Origin of the sequence: Geobacillus sp. C56-T2 (genome assembly GCF_007829715.1) — a bacterium.
Lineage (GTDB): Bacteria > Bacillota > Bacilli > Bacillales > Anoxybacillaceae > Geobacillus > Geobacillus icigianus.
Window position 1 is genome coordinate 1,487,363 of sequence record NZ_VJWB01000001.1, and the last position, 16,638, is coordinate 1,504,000.

Consider the following 16,638-nt stretch of genomic DNA (forward strand, 5'->3'; position numbering starts at 1 on the left):
CTTTCATTATAAGAGGGAACATCGGCCGAGAACAGGGGGAAAATCGTCTGTGCGCTGCGCACGGCACTTTGGCGGCAAAGCAGGGGAAGGTGATGATGTAAGGAAGCAGACCGTTTACCAGCCTCGTTTCTCAAATCGAAAAAACCTGTCGCATCAGAATCCCTTTCACACCTTCCCCCATCGTTCAAAAGAAACAACCGTTTTTCACGAGCCATAGGGGAATGTCTATGTCCGCTGCCATGAAACAGCGCCGACGGTTTGAATAAACAAGGACGCATCATGTATAATGAAACAGTCAGAAATCTCTTTCAAAAGGTTGGGGAACGCTGTGAAACTGTATGAGTCCATTTTGGATTTGATCGGCGGCACGCCGATTGTCAAGCTGCGCCGCCTTCCGGACCCGAACGGGGCGGATGTATACATAAAGCTTGAATCGTTTAACCCTGGCGGCAGCGTCAAAGATCGGCCGGCTTGGGAAATGATCCGCCGCGCCGAGGCGGAAGGGAAAATTGCGCCGGGAAAAAGCACGATCATTGAACCGACATCTGGCAACACCGGCATCGGCTTAGCGATGGTGTGCGCCGCCCGCGGGTATCGCTGCATCATCACGATGCCGGATAACGCGACGGTCGAACGGGTGAAAATTTTAAAGGCGTACGGGGCCGAAGTCTATTTGACGCCGGCCGAGAAACGGATGCAAGGAGCGATCGACGAGGCGAACCGGCTCGCCCGCGAGATCCCTGACAGCTTCATCCCGATGCAGTTTGAAAATCCGGCCAATCCGGACGCGCATCGGCATACAACGGCGGTGGAAATTTACGAAGCGTTCGCTGGGCGGCTCGATGCGTTCGTGCTCACCGCCGGCACCGGGGGAACGGTGACGGGAACAGGAGAAGAATTGAAAAAGCGGATCCCGAATTTGCGCATTTATGTCGTTGAACCGTACGGCTCACCCGTCTTGTCGGGCGGCAAGCCGGGGCCGCACAAAATTCCCGGCACGGGTCCAGGGTTTATCCCGAAAATTTTAAACCGCTCGATTTATGATGACATTTTTTTGATCAAAGATGAGGATGCCCAGCAGATGGCGCGCGAACTGGCAGCGAAGGAAGGCATTTTGGTCGGCGCTTCGGCTGCGGCGAGCGCCTATTACGCCATCAAAGTAGCCAAGCAGCTGCCAAAAGGAGCGCGCGTCCTTTGCATGGCGCCGGACTCCGGTGAACGGTATTTGTCATCTGATTTATTTGCCGATTAAGCGAAGGGCGCATCGGTGAAAAAACATGGGCGTCTGCTTCTGTTGCTCCTTGCCTTCAATAGAAAGCATTCCTCCCCAACACAACGGGGAGGATGTTTTCGTTGGATGGATTTTACAACGGATCGAACAATGGCCCATCCGGTATGATGGACGGTCCATGCAGTCAACGGCAACTAATAAAGAAAGGACTGTAACAAGAAACAAACATATGTTAAACTAGAAAGAAAAAGGAGGGGGTTGCCATGAATCATTCGACCGTTTATCGTCCGCACAGTCCGGTGGCGAAGTTGGCGGTTTCATTTCTCGCGGCGTTGGCCGTTGCGACGGCGGGGCTGTATGCTGGGCAGTGGGTGCCGGCCGGCCTTTATTTGCCGCTTTATGCGCTTGAACTCATTTTGCTTTTGGTGATGATCTTCGCCCGCCGCAAAAAAGCGGTCGGCTATCCGCTCATGTTTGCCTTTATGTTTGTCTCGGGGGCGACGCTTTATCCGCTCATCGGCTATTACATTTCCATCATCGGCGCGGCGGCGGTGTTCAAAGCGTTTGCCCTAGCGGTGGTCTCGTTTACGGGCGTTGCCATTTACGCGGCGCGAACGAAAGAAGATTTTTCGTTCCTCGGCGGATTTTTGATGCTTGGCGCGTTTGCGCTCCTTGGCTTGTTGATCATTCAATGGTTCATCCCGTTCTCGAGCATCGGGCAAATGGGAGTGGCGGCGCTAGGGATTTTGATTTTCCTTGGCTTTACGATTTACGACATCAACCGTTTGGCCCGCTATGGCTTTACGGAAGCGGACATTCCGATGATTGTCGTCAATATTTACCTTGATTTCATCAACTTGTTTGTCTACATTTTGCGTTTTTTCGCCAGCGATGACGATTGAGCATCAAAAAGGGCTGCCAAAAGGAGCAGCCCTTTTTCTATGACGATGGCACGGATCAAAGCGGCAAGTCGCGCTTGGCAAACAGGCCCATCCCTGCCGTGTAGCCGAGGGCGCCGAGCGCGAATAACAACAGGGAGACAGGGAGCCATTCAGCTTGGCCTTGGGCGATGTTTCCAGGCTCGAAGGCGGCAAAGATCGACCCATATCGGAGCCATTCGGTTTTTTAGTCAGATTGCCGATGAGATCCAAGCTGTAAAACAAAACGGTGGCCCCGCCGGATAACGACAGCGCCCGTTTTTCGTCATTCGAGGCGCTGTTGCTTTACTTGAACGGATGGCGGGAGCTGTCGGAAAAAATTCCCGCTTCCTTGTATAACGAGCGATTGGTCGAAGACATGGTGCGGCTCTTTTTTTACGGTGTGAAAGGGGAGACGCGGTGAAGCAGGAATCGGCGGGGAGTGAGGAGAATAACAAAAAAGAACAAAGGGGGAAGGAGTCACAGGATGAAGTTTGCCGTCAATGTATCGACCATGTTTACGGAGACACCGTTTCTCGCCCGGTTTGCCAAGGCAAGGCAGCACGGGTTTTCATTGGTAGAGTGCCAGTTTCCGTATGCGGCGGCGCCGGAGGCGATTGCTTGTGAGTTGGAAGCACATGAACTGTCGCTTCTGTTGATCAATTTGCCAGCGGGCGATTGGGAAAAGGGGGAGCGCGGACTCGCGATTTTTCCCGATCGTCATGAAGCGTTTCAGCGGGCGCTGGAAGAGGGGCTGCGCTATGCGGTTGAGCTTGGTGTGCCGCATCTTCATTGCATGGCTGGAGTCGTGCCGAAGGAGATGGCGCGCGAGCAGGCGAAGGAAACGTATATGCGCCGCATCGACGAAGCGGCGGCAGCGCTTGCGGTTCATGGGTTGACGCTGATGATTGAACCGATCAATCCGTTCGATATGCCCGGCTACTTTTTAACGGACATTGCCGAAGCAGCGGCGATCATCCGCGATCTCGGCCGGCCGAACATCAAGCTGCAGTATGACATCTATCATATGGCGCGGCTTGGCTTCGATGTGGCGGCCACGTTTGCTGCTTACGAGCCGCTCATTGCCCATGTCCAATTCGCCGATGCCCCCGGGCGGCATGAGCCGGGGACGGGGGCGCTGCCGTATCGCGAGATGTTCGCCTTTTTGCAAAAGCGCGGCTACAATGGAGCGATTGGCCTTGAGTACATTCCATCGCGGGAAAGCAGCGAAAGTTTGGGCTGGTATGAGGAATATCGTCGGCAGGAAGGAGGAGGACGATGACACGCGTCGGCTTTATCGGCTTGGGTGTGATGGGCTCACGCATGGCCAGGCGCCTGCTGGAAGCGGGATTCAATGTCACGGTGTACAACCGTACGCCAGAAAAAGCGGTTCCGCTTGTCAACCTTGGCGCCCGACAGGCGGCGACAGTGGCAGAGCTGGCCGGCGGGGCGGATGTCATTTGCACATGCTTATCGATGCCGGATGATGTCATCAATGTCTATACAGGGGAAGGCGGCATTCTTGAGGCGGCTCGTCCGGGAACGGTTTGCCTCGATTTTACAACCGTCGGTCCAAAGACGAGCCGGCTTGTGGCCGAACGGGCCCGTCAGCGCGGCATCGCCTATTTGGATGCGCCGGTCAGCGGCGGGCCGGAAGGGGCGGAACAAGGAACGCTCACGATGATGGTCGGCGGCGATCAAGCGGCGTGGGAGCAGGTGCGCCCGCTGCTTGGCGCGTTGGGAAAAACGGTCGAATATTTAGGAGAAAGCGGCGCCGGCAGCGCAGCCAAAGCGATCAACCAGTACTTAGTCGCCGTCCATTCGGTCGCCGCGGCGGAAGCGATGGTCGCCGGCGTCGCTTACGGGCTCGACGCCGGGAAGCTGTATCGCCTATTAAAAGAAAGCTACGGAGACAGCCGGATGCTGCGCCGCCATATGGAGCAGTTCGTGCTGCCTCGTCGATTCACTCCTGGCGGGGCGGTGAAATACGTACATAAAGACGTGCGCTTGGCGAACGAGTTGATGGATGAAATCGGCCTCGGCCGTCGGCTCGGCATTCCAGCAGAAAAAGCGTTTGCCGAAGCCATCGCCGCCGGACTGGCCGATTTGGATATGTCAGCCGTCATCCAACTGCTCGAGCAGCGGGTTGGCGTGGTGGTGAAAGAGACAGAATGAACAAAATGATCATCAAATTCAAAAAATTCATTGAAAAAATGGAGACGCGATGATTTAATAGAAGTAGAGGGGGCTGGCCCCAAAAGGTTGTTTGGGGCGAAACCGCCTGTCGATATGACGGGGATCAGAAAAGGTATCCGATCCTCTCGGGACGCTCTTCCTGATGAAGACAACGGTTCAAGCGGTTTGCTTTTTTTTACAGATAAAAAGAAACGATGTTTCCTATTACGAAACAAAGGAGGGCGCTCATGCTTTCATTGGCATGGATTGAGGAGCTGCAGGCGTTTTTGCATCCGGAACAAATCAAACGGAATGAAACGTTCCATCCCCTTGGCAATGATGGGGCGGTGACGGTCTATCCACAAACAGAGGAAGAAATCGCTGCGGTGCTCCGCTATGCCGACCGCCATGGCAAAAAAGTCGCCATCGCCGGACGCGGCACAAAACGGGGGTTTGGCGGGCAGCGGGCGCAGGCGGACATCTTGCTGTCGTTGGAACGCTATGCCGGCATTGTCGAACACGCGGCCGCCGATATGACGGTCACGGTCAAAGCGGGAACGGTGTTTGGCGAGTTGCAGCGCGCGCTCGCTCCGTATCGGCAAAAGGTCGCCTTGGACCCGTTTTGGCCGGAGGAAGCGACGATCGGCGGGGTCATTGCCGTGAACGACAGCGGTCCGAAGCGGCTCGGCTATGGGTCAGCGCGCGATTCGGTCATCGGGCTGCGCGTCGTCTATCCCGACGGCACGGTCATTCGTTCCGGCGGCAAAGTGGTGAAAAACGTCGCTGGTTATGACATGAACAAACTGTTTATCGGGGCGATGGGGACGCTCGGGGTGCTGAGCGAGATTACGTTCAAGCTCCGGCCGCTGGCGAAATATGAAAGCGTTGTGCTGTTGTCGTTCCCAAGCGGCGATCTTCATGACGTTCGCTCGTTCGCCGTTTCCTTCCTTGATACGATGATGGAGCCGGTTTGTTTTGAACTGCTCAACCCGGCGCTGGCCGAGCGGCTGACAGGACGACCGGTTTATACGCTTGTGATCGGGTTTGAAGATGTGGAAAGCGCCGTTCATTATCAAGAGCAGTCGGTCGAACGCCTGCGGCCGCAAACAGCGGAAATGGCCGTTTTCGCCGGCGCGGAGGCTTCCGCTTTTTGGCGGACGTTTTATACCGTGGCGCCAAACGGGCGTCTGGCGCCGGCAGAAAACGGTGTGGAAGCGGCAGTGAAAATCGGGGTTGTCAACTTGGATGTGCTCTCCGTCTTGCGAGAAAGCGCTTTAATTGCGGACCGCTGCCATGTCCGCCTCGAAGCGCACGGCGGGTTGGGCCATGGGCTTTGTCAGGCGTACGTGCGCGGCGGCGAAAAGGACGTGTTGACGGCGATCGAGGAGCTGCGTCAAACGGCAGTTCGCCTCGGCGGCTACGCGGTGGTGAAACATTTGCCGTTTTCGCTGCGCCAGCGCATTGATGTCTGGGGCGGAAAGCCATCGTACTTTTTCTTGCTTGAGGGCATCAAACGGAAAGTCGATCCAAACAAAACGGTCAACGATCAGCGCTTTATTGGGGGGATTTAATGATGAACGCCATGACAAGTGAGCGGACGGGCAGTCCGGCGTGTGCGACCACGAGCCTTGGCAACTACCGGTTCGCCGATTTGCCCGACCCAAGCAAGTGGGCCGATTGCGTCCATTGCGGCATGTGTTTAGAGTCGTGCCCGACGTACGAACAAACCGGCCAAGAGCAGCACTCCCCGCGCGGCCGCGTCCATTTGATGAAGTCGGTCGGGGAAGGGAAGCTTGATTTAACGCCGGATTTGCTTGACCCGATTTTTACGTGCTTGGATTGCCGCGCCTGTACGACGGCTTGCCCGGCCGATGTCGACGTCGGCGGTCTGATTGAACAAGTGCGCGGCCAGCTTCGCCAGGCGGTGCCGCTTACAGGCTGGAAGGCGTTTGTCAGCGACTTTTTCTTAAAAGGGGTGTTCCCGCACCCATCGCGCCTTGATTGGCTGGGCCGCTTGTTGAAGCTGTACCAAAAAAGCGGGCTGCAGACGGTGGCGCGCAAAACCGGCTTGCTGCGGGTGATGCCGGACCATTTGGCGGAGATGGAGGCCGTTTTGCCCGAGGTCGGCACGCCGGTGCGGAAAAAGTATAAGCGCGCGCCGCTCATCAAGGCGAAGGGGGAAACAAAGCGGACGGTCGCGATCTTGACCGGTTGCGTGATGGACGTGATGTTTAGCGACATTAACGAGGCGACGATCCGCGTATTGGCGCGAAACGGCAACGACGTCGTCATCGTGCCGAACCAGACGTGCTGCGGGGCGCTTCATGTGCATGCCGGCGACCGCGAAACGGGCCGGAAGCTCGCTAGGCAAAACATCGAGGCGTTTCAGCATGTCGACCATGTCATTGTCAACGCCGCCGGCTGCGGCTGCATGTTGAAAGAATATCCGGAACTGTTCCGCAATGATCCGGAATGGCATGAAAAAGCAGAGCAATTTGCCGCCAAAGTCGAGGATGTGTCAAAGTTTCTGCATGATACCGGCTTTGAGCGACCGCGAGCCGAACTGAACGTGCGCCTCACGTACCATGATGCGTGCCATCTTGCCCACGGCCAAGGCATCCGCCAAGAGCCGCGCGCCTTGCTTGAAAGCATTCCGGGGGTGGAAATGGTCGCCATGCCGAACGCCGACCGCTGCTGCGGCAGTGCGGGCATTTACAACATCACCCATCCGGAGATGGCGCAAGCGGTGCTGGAGAGCAAAATGCAACACGTGCCGCAAGAGGTGGAACTCATCTCGATGGGCAACCCGGGTTGCATGCTGCAAATGGCGCTTGGCGTCATGAAACATGGCCGAAACCAAAAAATCGTCCATACGGTGCAGCTGCTCGATTGGGCGTATCAAAAAGAAGGGAAGGACGTGCGCATATGAGAAAGCGGCCGATTGCAACGAACGACCCGCACATTCAGGCGCTCGCCGGCATCGTCGGCGAAACGGCGATTTTGTACCGGAAGGAAGACTTGATCGCCTATGACTGCGACGGGTTCACCGTCCACCGCCATTTGCCAAGGGCCGTTGTCTTTCCAAACAGCACTGAGGAAGTGGCGGCAATCGTCAACTATTGCCATAAGCATGACCTTCCGTTTCTCGCCCGCGGCGCTGGCACGGGGCTAAGCGGCGGAGCGATTCCGTTAAACGGCGAAGTCGTCATCAGCTTAACGCGGATGAAGCGGCTGTTGCATGTGGACTTGGAAAATCGCCGCGCCGTTGTTGAACCGGGGTTTGTCAATTTGAAGCTGACGAACTCGGTCGCCCACCGCGGCTATTACTACGCGCCCGACCCGTCAAGCCAATATTGCTGCACGATCGGCGGCAACGTCGCGGAAAACGCCGGCGGCGCCCATTGCTTGAAATATGGAGTGACGACGAACCATATTTTAGGACTTGAAGTCGTCTTGCCAACCGGCGAAGTGATTGAAATCGGCGGAAACGGCGTCCCCGATCCGCCCGGCTACGATTTGCTCGGGCTGCTGACCGGGTCGGAAGGGACGCTTGGCATCGTGACGAAAATTACCGTCCGCCTGTTGAAAAATCCTGAGGCGAAACAGACGGTGCTCGCTTATTTTGATGAAGTCGAAGACGCGAGCCAAACCGTTTCCGACATCATTTCCGCCGGGATCGTGCCGGCGGCGCTCGAGATGATGGATCAAACCGCCATCGAGGCGGTCGAAGCGGCCGCGTTTCCGGTCGGGCACCCGAAAGACATCGCCGCGCTGTTGCTCATTGAAGTGGATGGCATTTCCGCTGGAATCGACGAACAAATCAACGATATTTTAACGATTTGCCGCCGCCATCGTGTGCGCGAAGTGAAAGTCGCTCAGTCAGAGGAAGAACGAGCCCGCTGGTGGGCGAATCGGAAAACCGGCTTTGGCGCCATGGGGGCGATTTCGCCTGACTATTTAGTGCAGGACGGCGTCATTCCGCGCAGCCGGCTGCCGGAAGTGCTGCGGGAAATCGCCGCGATCAGCCGCAGGTATGGACTGAGAATCGCTAACATTTTCCACGCCGGCGACGGCAATTTGCACCCGCTTGTGCTGTTTGACGCGAGCAAGCCTAGGGAGACGGAGCGGGCGCTTGCCGCCGGAAGCGAATGCCTCAAGGCGTGCGCGGCGGTCGGCGGATCGATTACAGGGGAACATGGCGTTGGCATTGAGAAAAAAGAAGAGATGCGCTTCATTTTCACGGACGAGGAAATTTTGGCGCAAACGGCGATCCGCGATGTGTTCAATCCGAAAAACTTGCTCAATGCCGGCAAGCTGTTTCCGACGCCGGGGCGGTGCGTCGAGACGAAACAAGCGCCATTGCCAGTCAAATGAAAATGTTGCGAAAATGATTGCCCGTCGTTTGCTTTCATGGTATCATTTTTTTAGGCTGATTAAGAAACAATGTTTCGTAATAAGAAACAAGAAAGGGGACTGGAACGATGGCCGAGTACGTACAAACAGGGACGATCCAAGTGGCCAAAGTGCTGTACGACTTCGTCAACGAGGAGCTTCTGCCGAACAGCGGGGTGGATCAAGACAAGTTTTGGCGCGATTTCGGCGCGCTCATTGCTGATCTGACGCCGCGCAACAAAGCATTGCTCGCTCGCCGCGACGAAATTCAAAACCAATTGAATGAGTGGCATAAAGCGCATCGCGGCCGCTTTGATTTCAATGAATACAAATCGTTTTTGACAGACATCGGCTATTTGGAGCCGGAAGTGGAAGATTTCGAGATTACAACGGACAACGTGGACGACGAAATCGCCGTGCAAGCCGGGCCGCAGCTCGTCGTGCCGCTGACGAACGCCCGCTATGCGTTAAACGCCGCCAACGCCCGCTGGGGCAGCTTGTATGATGCGCTTTACGGGACGGACGCCATTAGTGAAGAAGACGGCGCTGAACGCGGTTCGTCGTACAACCCGGTGCGCGGGGCGAAAGTGATCGCCTACGGGCGGCAGTTTTTAGATGAAGCGGTGCCGCTGGCGCAATATTCCCATAAAGACGCTGTCCAGTACGCCATTGTGGATGGGCAGCTCGTCGTGACCATCGAAGGAGGGGCAACGACAGGGCTCAAAGAGCGGGAAAAATTCGTCGGTTTCCAAGGTGAGCCGCAACGCCCGACGGCGGTATTGCTCAAAAACAACGGCCTTCATATTGAAATTCAAATCGACCGCGAACATCCGGTCGGCAAAACAGATCAAGCCGGCGTGAAAGACATCGTCTTAGAAGCGGCGGTGACGACGATCATGGACGGCGAAGATTCGGTCGCAGCTGTCGATGCCGAGGATAAAGTGGTCGTGTATCGCAACTTGTTTGGTTTGATAAAAGGTGATTTGACCGCGACGTTTGAGAAAAACGGCAAAATGATGACGCGCGCCTTGAATCCGGACCGCGTCTACAAAACGCCGGATGGCGGGGAGCTCGTGCTGCCGGGCCGCTCGCTCATGTTCGTGCGCAACGTCGGCCATCTGATGACAAACAACGCCATTTTGGATGCGAACGGCGAAGAAGTGCACGAAGGGATCATCGACGCGGTGATTACCAGCTTGATCATGAAACATTCGCTGATCGGCAACACCCGCTACTTGAACTCGCGCAAAGGCTCGATTTACATCGTCAAGCCGAAAATGCACGGGTCGGCGGAAGTGGCGTTTGCCAACGAGCTGTTTGACCGCGTCGAAGATTTGCTCGGCCTTGAGCGGAATACGATCAAAATCGGCGTGATGGATGAAGAGCGCCGCACGTCGCTTAACTTGAAAAACTGCATCTACCAAGTGCGCGACCGCATCGTGTTCATCAACACCGGTTTCCTTGACCGGACAGGCGATGAAATTCATACATCGATGGAAGCCGGGCCGATGCGCAGGAAAAACGAGATGAAATCATCGACGTGGCTGCAGGCGTACGAAAAATCGAACGTCGCCGTTGGGCTTGCCGCCGGCTTCCGCGGCCGGGCGCAAATCGGCAAAGGGATGTGGGCGATGCCGGATTTGATGGCGGAAATGTTGAAGCAAAAAGGAGCGCAATTAAAAGCCGGCGCCAATACAGCATGGGTGCCGTCGCCGACAGCGGCCACACTTCATGCGCTTCATTACCATCAAGTGAACGTCGCCGCTGTGCAAAGTGAGCTGGCAAACGAACGGCGCGATTACCGCGACGACATTTTGCAAATTCCGGTCGTCGACAACCCGCAATGGACGGCGGAAGACATTCAAGAGGAGCTTGACAACAACTGCCAAAGCATTTTAGGCTATGTCGTCCGTTGGATCGACCAAGGGATCGGCTGCTCGAAAGTGCCGGATATCCACAACATCGGGCTGATGGAAGACCGGGCGACGCTTCGCATCTCGAGCCAAATTCTCGCCAACTGGCTCCATCACGGCATTTGCACGAAAGAGCAAGTGCTGGAAACGCTGAAGCGCATGGCGAAAGTCGTCGATGAACAAAACGCCGGCGATCCGAACTACCGGCCGATGGCGCCAAACTATGATGATTCGGTGGCGTTCCAAGCGGCGTGCGATCTCATTTTCCTCGGCTACGAACAGCCAAACGGCTATACGGAACCGATTTTGCACCGCCGCCGTCAAGAAGCGAAAGCGAAATTTGCGGCAGTGGAACAATAAACAACCACTTGAACAAGGGCTGCGCGCCCTTGTTCCTTCCTTATCGAATTTGTTCTGAAAATTTTGTCAATAGAAAGGGGGCAGTTCCTCGTTGCTACTGGCCGGTTTTTGAACGAAACGGAGAACAAAACGGCGCAAACGATGTGGCGAGGTTGGTAGCCGGGAATGAGCGATGGAGAATTTGCGGGAACGTGCGTTGCTTGTCCACCGGCAGGCGAAAGGGAAATTAACCGTGGAATTGAAAGTGCCGGTCACGGATGCGAACGATTTAAGCGTCATTTATTCGCCGGGAGTGGCCGAGCCGTGCAAACAAATTCATGCCGATGGAGAGGAAATTTACAACTATACCGTGAAAGGCAATTTCGTCGCGGTAGTTTCCAACGGCACAGCGGTGCTTGGGCTTGGCAACATTGGCGCGCGGGCGGCGCTTCCGGTCATGGAAGGGAAAGCCGCTTTGTTTAAAGCGTTTGCCGGCATCGATGCCGTGCCGCTTTGTTTGGACACGGAAGACCCGGAGCAGATCATCCAAACGGTCAAACTGCTTGAACCGACGTTTGGCGGCATCAACTTGGAGGACATCGCCGCTCCGGCCTGCTTTGTCATTGAAGAGCGGCTCCGCCAGGAAATGGGGATTCCGGTGTTTCATGATGATCAGCATGGCACGGCGATTGTCGTGGCTGCTGGGCTAGCGAACGCCTTAAAAGTGGTCGGCAAATCGCTCGCCGATTGTCGGGTGGTCATCAACGGCGCCGGCGCTGCCGGGGTGGCGATCGCCAAATTGCTGCTGTCGATGGGGGTCGGTGACCTGATCGTTTGCGACACAAAAGGAGCGATTTATGCAGGGCGCCCGCACGGGATGAACGTCATTAAGGAAGAGATTGCCCGGCACACGAACCACCGCCGTATCTCCGGGACGCTGGCGGACGTCATTCAAGGCGCGGATGTGTTTATCGGCGTCTCCGTTGCCGGCGCGTTGACGCCAAGGATGGTGCAGACGATGAACCGCAACGCCATTGTCTTCGCTTTGGCCAATCCGGTGCCGGAGATCATGCCGGATGAGGCGAAAGCCGCTGGAGCTGCTGTTGTCGCGACCGGCCGCTCCGATTTGCCGAATCAAGTGAACAACGTGTTGGCATTTCCGGGGGTATTCCGCGGTGCGCTTGACGTGCGGGCGACAGAGATTAATGAGGCGATGAAAATCGCTGCGGCCGAAGCCATCGCTGGGCTGATCCAGCCAAAAGAGCTGGCGGAAGACTATGTCATCCCGAACCCGTTTGACCGGCGCGTTGTCGAGGCGGTCGCTTCCGCCGTCGCCCGCGCCGCCGTGGAGACCGGGGTGGCGCGAGTCACGGAAAAAACTGCGGAACGAATTCGTGTCAGAGAGGGGTAGCCATCGATGAAATTTGCCCGTTTTCTTGCCGACGGCGCCATTCGCGCCGGTGTGGTAAACGGTGAAGTGATCCGCGAAATCGAAGGAAATATGTTTACCGCTTGGGATTATACGGGAAACGTCTTTCACTATGATCGCGTTTCGCTCGTGGCGCCGCTTGTCCCGCGCCATGTGATCGGCATTGGCGCCAACTATGTGGCCTCCAGTGAACAGCTGCCGGTGGAACTGCCAGATATTCCGGTCTTTTTCTTTAAACCATCCTCGTCGGTCGTCGGGCCGGAAGCGGAGGTGGTCATTCCGAGCGGGATTGGTGAAGTGAAATTTGAATCCGAGCTAGCGGTTGTGATCGGCCAAGAGGCAAAGCAGGTGAGCGAAGAGGACGTGTGGTCGTATATTTTCGGCTATACAGTCGCCAACGATGTCACCGCGCCGCAGTTTTTCCACCCGGATGGCCATTGGACGATCGGCAAATCGTTTGATACGTTCACTCCGCTCGGCCCCGTGATTGAAACAGAGCTCGATCCTCGAACCGTATCGGTGAAAGCGCGGGTGAACGGCGAGGAAAAGCAAAACAGTCCGACCGGGCTGATGATCATTTCGCTCAGCAAAATGATTTCGTATTTGTCCCATGTCATGACGCTGCAGCCGGGCGACGTCATTTTGACGGGAAGCCCGGTCGGCGCCGAGCTTGTCGGCCCGGGGACGGTGGTGGAGTGCGAGGTGGACGGCATCGGCATGCTCCGCAATACGTTCGTTGCCGCCCAAACGCCGGCCGTTTCCATCCGACGTTCATAACGAACATGCGGCATCCTTGGGCCAAACACGGTATCAGGCGCGTCCTGATGGTGAATGCGTCCCGTCCGTTAAGGCGGCGCTGCCGTTGCCATGCGCGCCGGTGGCCCTCTTTTTGCCTGCAAACGCCCGGCTGTTCGTGTATAATGACGAGCAGAGAGAACAAATCGAGGTGAATGAAATGGAAAAAGAGCATACGGTCAAGTCCGTGCGCCGGGCGCTGCAAATTATCGAGATCGTCAGCGCGAAAAAGGATGGGCTGGGTGTGACGGAAATCGCCAAGCAAATGGACATCAACAAAAGCTCGGTCTATCGTATTTTAACGACGCTCGCCCAATATGGCTATATCGAACAGCATCCGGAAACGGAGCGGTATAAGCTCGGTTACAAATTTTTGGAACTCAGCTCGAAGCTGCTTGATTCGATCGATTTGCGCCAAGAGGCAAAGCCGTATTTGCGCCAGCTCGAAAAGGAAACGAATGAGGTGATCCACCTCGTCGTCTATGACCAAGGGGAAGTCATTTATATTGAAAAATTGGAAGGAACGGAGACGCTGCGCATGCATTCGAAAGTCGGCAAGCGGGCGCCGATGCACTGCACGGCGGTCGGAAAGGCAATTTTGGCGCATTTGCCGCCGGCGGTGGCCGCCGAGATCATTGAGCGAAAAGGGCTGCCGAAGCATACCGATCGAACGATCACCAACCGCGAGGCATTTTTCCGTGAGCTTGAGATCGTTCGGCAAAACGGATATGCGCTCGATTTGGAAGAAAACGAGTATGGCATCCGCTGTGTGGCGGTGCCCATTTTTGACTATACCGGCAGTGTCGTAGCGGCGATCAGCGTCTCCGGCCCAACGATTCGCATGACCGACGACCGGATCAGCGATTTGGCCGTGCGCATGCGCCAGATCGGCAGCGAGCTGTCAGCTCGGCTTGGGTGCCGGCAGCCTCACTCCGTCCAGCTGTAACAGCTGGGCGCTTTTTTTAGGAAAAAGGCGCTTTTCATGCCAAGGAAGAGGCGCTTCCTCATCGATGTTTTTCGTGCAAATCAGCAAGCCATGCATGTAAAATAGAAGCGAGGTGATTTGCGACGTGAAAAAACAAACGCTTTCGGAATGGATGGAACAGCTTCGTCAAGATCCGCATGTCGTCTATTGGCATGAAATCGAACCGAAAGAAGCGGACACCGTTCCGTTTCCCGCTGAACTTGACGCGCGGGTGCGCTTGGCGCTCGAGGCGCGCGGCATCGCTTCGCTGTATACGCATCAGGCGGCCGCGTACGAGGCGGCGCGGGGCGGGCGGAACGTCGTGGCCGTCACGCCGACCGCTTCCGGAAAAACGCTTTGCTATAATTTGCCGGTGCTGGACGCCATCGCGAAAGCGCCGGAAAGCCGTGCGCTTTATTTGTTTCCGACAAAAGCGCTCGCTCAAGACCAAATGCATGAACTCCATGAGATCATCGCCGAGATGGAGGCGCCGATTTACACGTATACGTATGATGGCGACACGCCCCCGGTGTTGCGGCAAAAAATCCGTCAAGCCGGCCATATTGTCATTACGAATCCGGACATGTTGCACACGGCGATTTTGCCCCATCATACGAAATGGATTTCTTTGTTTGAGCAGCTGCGTTATGTCATTATTGACGAATTGCATACATACCGCGGCGTGTTCGGCAGCCATGTCGCGAACGTGATTCGCCGCTTAAAGCGAATATGCGCTTTTTATGGGAGTTCCCCGACATTTATTTGCGCTTCAGCGACGATCGCCAATCCGCAGCAGCTGGCTGAGCGGTTGACAGGGGAACCGATGACGCTCATCGATCAAAACGGAGCGCCGCAAGGGCGAAAATGGTTTGTGCTTTACAATCCGCCGATCGTCGAGCGAACGATGAACGTCCGGCAAAGCGCGGCCAAAACGGCGGTCGAATTGGCCCGCCAGCTGCTTTTCAACCGGATTCCGACGATCGTATTCGCCCGCAGCCGCGTCCGCGTCGAACTTATTTTAAGCCATTTGCAGGCAGCGCTGCGCAGCCGGGGCGGAGAAACGGCGGTTCGCGGCTATCGTGGCGGCTATTTGCCGAACGAGCGGCGCGCGATTGAAAAAGGATTGCGCAGTGGGGAGGTGCTCGGCGTCGTCAGCACAAACGCCCTTGAACTCGGCGTTGATATCGGACAGCTGCAAGCGTGCGTCATGGCCGGGTATCCAGGAACGATTGCCAGTACATGGCAACAGGCGGGACGCGCCGGCCGGCGCCACGGCGATTCGCTCGTAGTGCTGGTGGCCAGCTCCAATCCGCTCGATCAATATATGATCTCCCACCCGGAATATCTTTTCGCCCGCTCCCCAGAAACGGCGCGCATCAATCCGGACAATTTGCTCATTTTGGTCGACCATCTCAAATGCGCGGCCTACGAGCTGCCGTTCCGGCGCGGCGAGACGTTCGGCGGTGTGGAGGTCGAAGAGGTGCTCGATTTTTTGACTGAGCAAGGGGTGCTAAACGAACGCGCCGGCCGCTGGCATTGGATGAGTGACGCGTTTCCGGCGCATGATGTCAGCTTGCGTTCTGCGGCTCAGGAAAATGTGGTCATCATCGATCGTTCCGAGACGGCCCGCCCTCGCGTCATCGGCGAGATGGATCGGTTCAGCGCCATGACGCTGCTCCATGAGGAAGCGATTTATTTGCACGAGGGGACTCAATACCAAGTTGAAAAGCTGGACTGGGAAGAGAAAAAGGCGTACGTCCGCCAAGTGGATGTCGACTATTTTACAGACGCCAATTTGGCCGTGCGGCTCGATGTGCTGTCGGAAGACCGCCGTCAAACGAACGGGTCGATGGTCGTGCGCTATGGAGATGTATCGGTTCGGGCGATGGCAACCATTTTTAAAAAGATCAAGTTGTCGACGTTTGAAACGATCGGCTCCGGGCCAATCCGGCTTCCGGAGGAAACGATCCATACGTCAGCGGCATGGGTGGAGTGGGAGACGGTGCCGCCGCAGTTTTCACCGGCGCAGTTTGAACAGCTTCTCGTCAGCATGGCCAATGTGCTTGGCCACCTTGTGCCGGTATTTGTCATGTGCGACCGTTCTGACATTCATGTTGTGCCGCAATTAAAAGCTCCGCATTCCGGGCGGCCGACGATCTTTCTTTACGATCATTACCCCGGTGGTGTCGGTCTGTCTGAAGCGGTGTTTGAGCGATGGACAGAAATCGTAGAGCGGGTGCGGCAATGGGTGGAGCATTGCCCATGTGCGGACGGGTGTCCGTCGTGCATCGGCGTTTCAAGCGCCGCTTTGCCGTCAGTGAAGCGTCAGCTCGTTGCATTTTTACGCGAGCAGATGGCCGCTTGGCTGCCGTCATCGGTTTAACAAACCAGCCGATGATCAACAGTTCGCTCGAATGGCGAAAAGGGGCAGGTCACGAGGGGGCAAGTGAACTAAGTACGGCTAGAGCCGGTAGCGTCAAAAG

General features: G+C 56.3%; 13 protein-coding genes. All 13 read left to right on the forward strand.

The genetic code is table 11. From position 1 onward, the window contains the following. Positions 1-328 precede the first annotated feature (328 nt). On the forward strand, positions 329-1,252 hold the full coding sequence (cysK, locus tag GC56T2_RS07480) for a cysteine synthase A (protein ID WP_144974189.1): 924 nt from the start codon (positions 329-331) through the stop codon (positions 1,250-1,252). A 242-nt stretch (positions 1,253-1,494) separates the two neighbouring features. After that, positions 1,495-2,133, forward strand: coding sequence for a Bax inhibitor-1/YccA family protein (locus GC56T2_RS07485; RefSeq protein WP_144974191.1), 639 nt, complete (start codon positions 1,495-1,497; stop codon positions 2,131-2,133). Between the two features lie 265 nt (positions 2,134-2,398). Beyond that, positions 2,399-2,572: a hypothetical protein gene (locus GC56T2_RS07495; RefSeq protein ID WP_186440024.1), complete on the forward strand. Its 174-nt coding sequence runs from the start codon at positions 2,399-2,401 to the stop codon at positions 2,570-2,572. 63 nt (positions 2,573-2,635) lie between these two features. Then, positions 2,636-3,430, forward strand: a complete 795-nt coding sequence (locus GC56T2_RS07500; RefSeq protein ID WP_144974193.1) for a hydroxypyruvate isomerase family protein — start codon at positions 2,636-2,638, stop codon at positions 3,428-3,430. Next, positions 3,427-4,323 carry an NAD(P)-dependent oxidoreductase gene (locus tag GC56T2_RS07505; protein ID WP_144974195.1) on the forward strand — a complete coding sequence of 299 codons (897 nt, stop codon included), beginning with the start codon at positions 3,427-3,429 and terminating at the stop codon, positions 4,321-4,323. Before GC56T2_RS07500 ends, GC56T2_RS07505 begins: the two co-directional genes overlap by 4 nt. Before the next feature lie 248 nt (positions 4,324-4,571). Beyond that, positions 4,572-5,894: an FAD-binding oxidoreductase gene (locus tag GC56T2_RS07510; RefSeq protein WP_144974197.1), complete on the forward strand. Its 1,323-nt coding sequence runs from the start codon at positions 4,572-4,574 to the stop codon at positions 5,892-5,894. Continuing rightward, the gene (locus GC56T2_RS07515) at positions 5,894-7,252 is read left to right on the forward strand and encodes a (Fe-S)-binding protein (protein WP_144974199.1); all 1,359 of its coding nucleotides are present in this window, start codon (positions 5,894-5,896) and stop codon (positions 7,250-7,252) included. The genes GC56T2_RS07510 and GC56T2_RS07515 overlap by 1 nt, the downstream gene beginning before the upstream one ends. After that, positions 7,249-8,697 carry an FAD-binding oxidoreductase gene (locus tag GC56T2_RS07520; RefSeq protein ID WP_144974201.1) on the forward strand — a complete coding sequence of 483 codons (1,449 nt, stop codon included), beginning with the start codon at positions 7,249-7,251 and terminating at the stop codon, positions 8,695-8,697. Before GC56T2_RS07515 ends, GC56T2_RS07520 begins: the two co-directional genes overlap by 4 nt. Positions 8,698-8,804: 107 nt before the next feature. Continuing rightward, positions 8,805-10,988 carry a malate synthase G gene (locus tag GC56T2_RS07525; RefSeq protein WP_144974203.1) on the forward strand — a complete coding sequence of 728 codons (2,184 nt, stop codon included), beginning with the start codon at positions 8,805-8,807 and terminating at the stop codon, positions 10,986-10,988. A gap of 172 nt (positions 10,989-11,160) precedes the next feature. Next, on the forward strand, positions 11,161-12,378 hold the full coding sequence (locus tag GC56T2_RS07530) for an NAD(P)-dependent malic enzyme (protein ID WP_144974205.1): 1,218 nt from the start codon (positions 11,161-11,163) through the stop codon (positions 12,376-12,378). Between the two features lie 6 nt (positions 12,379-12,384). Then, positions 12,385-13,173, forward strand: a complete 789-nt coding sequence (locus GC56T2_RS07535) for a fumarylacetoacetate hydrolase family protein (protein ID WP_144974207.1) — start codon at positions 12,385-12,387, stop codon at positions 13,171-13,173. A 178-nt stretch (positions 13,174-13,351) separates the two neighbouring features. Continuing rightward, positions 13,352-14,137, forward strand: coding sequence for an IclR family transcriptional regulator (locus tag GC56T2_RS07540; RefSeq protein WP_144977141.1), 786 nt, complete (start codon positions 13,352-13,354; stop codon positions 14,135-14,137). Positions 14,138-14,261: 124 nt separating this feature from the next. After that, a complete protein-coding gene (locus GC56T2_RS07545) occupies positions 14,262-16,538 on the forward strand; it encodes a DEAD/DEAH box helicase (RefSeq protein WP_033843977.1) in 2,277 nt (758 codons plus the stop codon). Positions 16,539-16,638 lie beyond the last annotated feature (100 nt).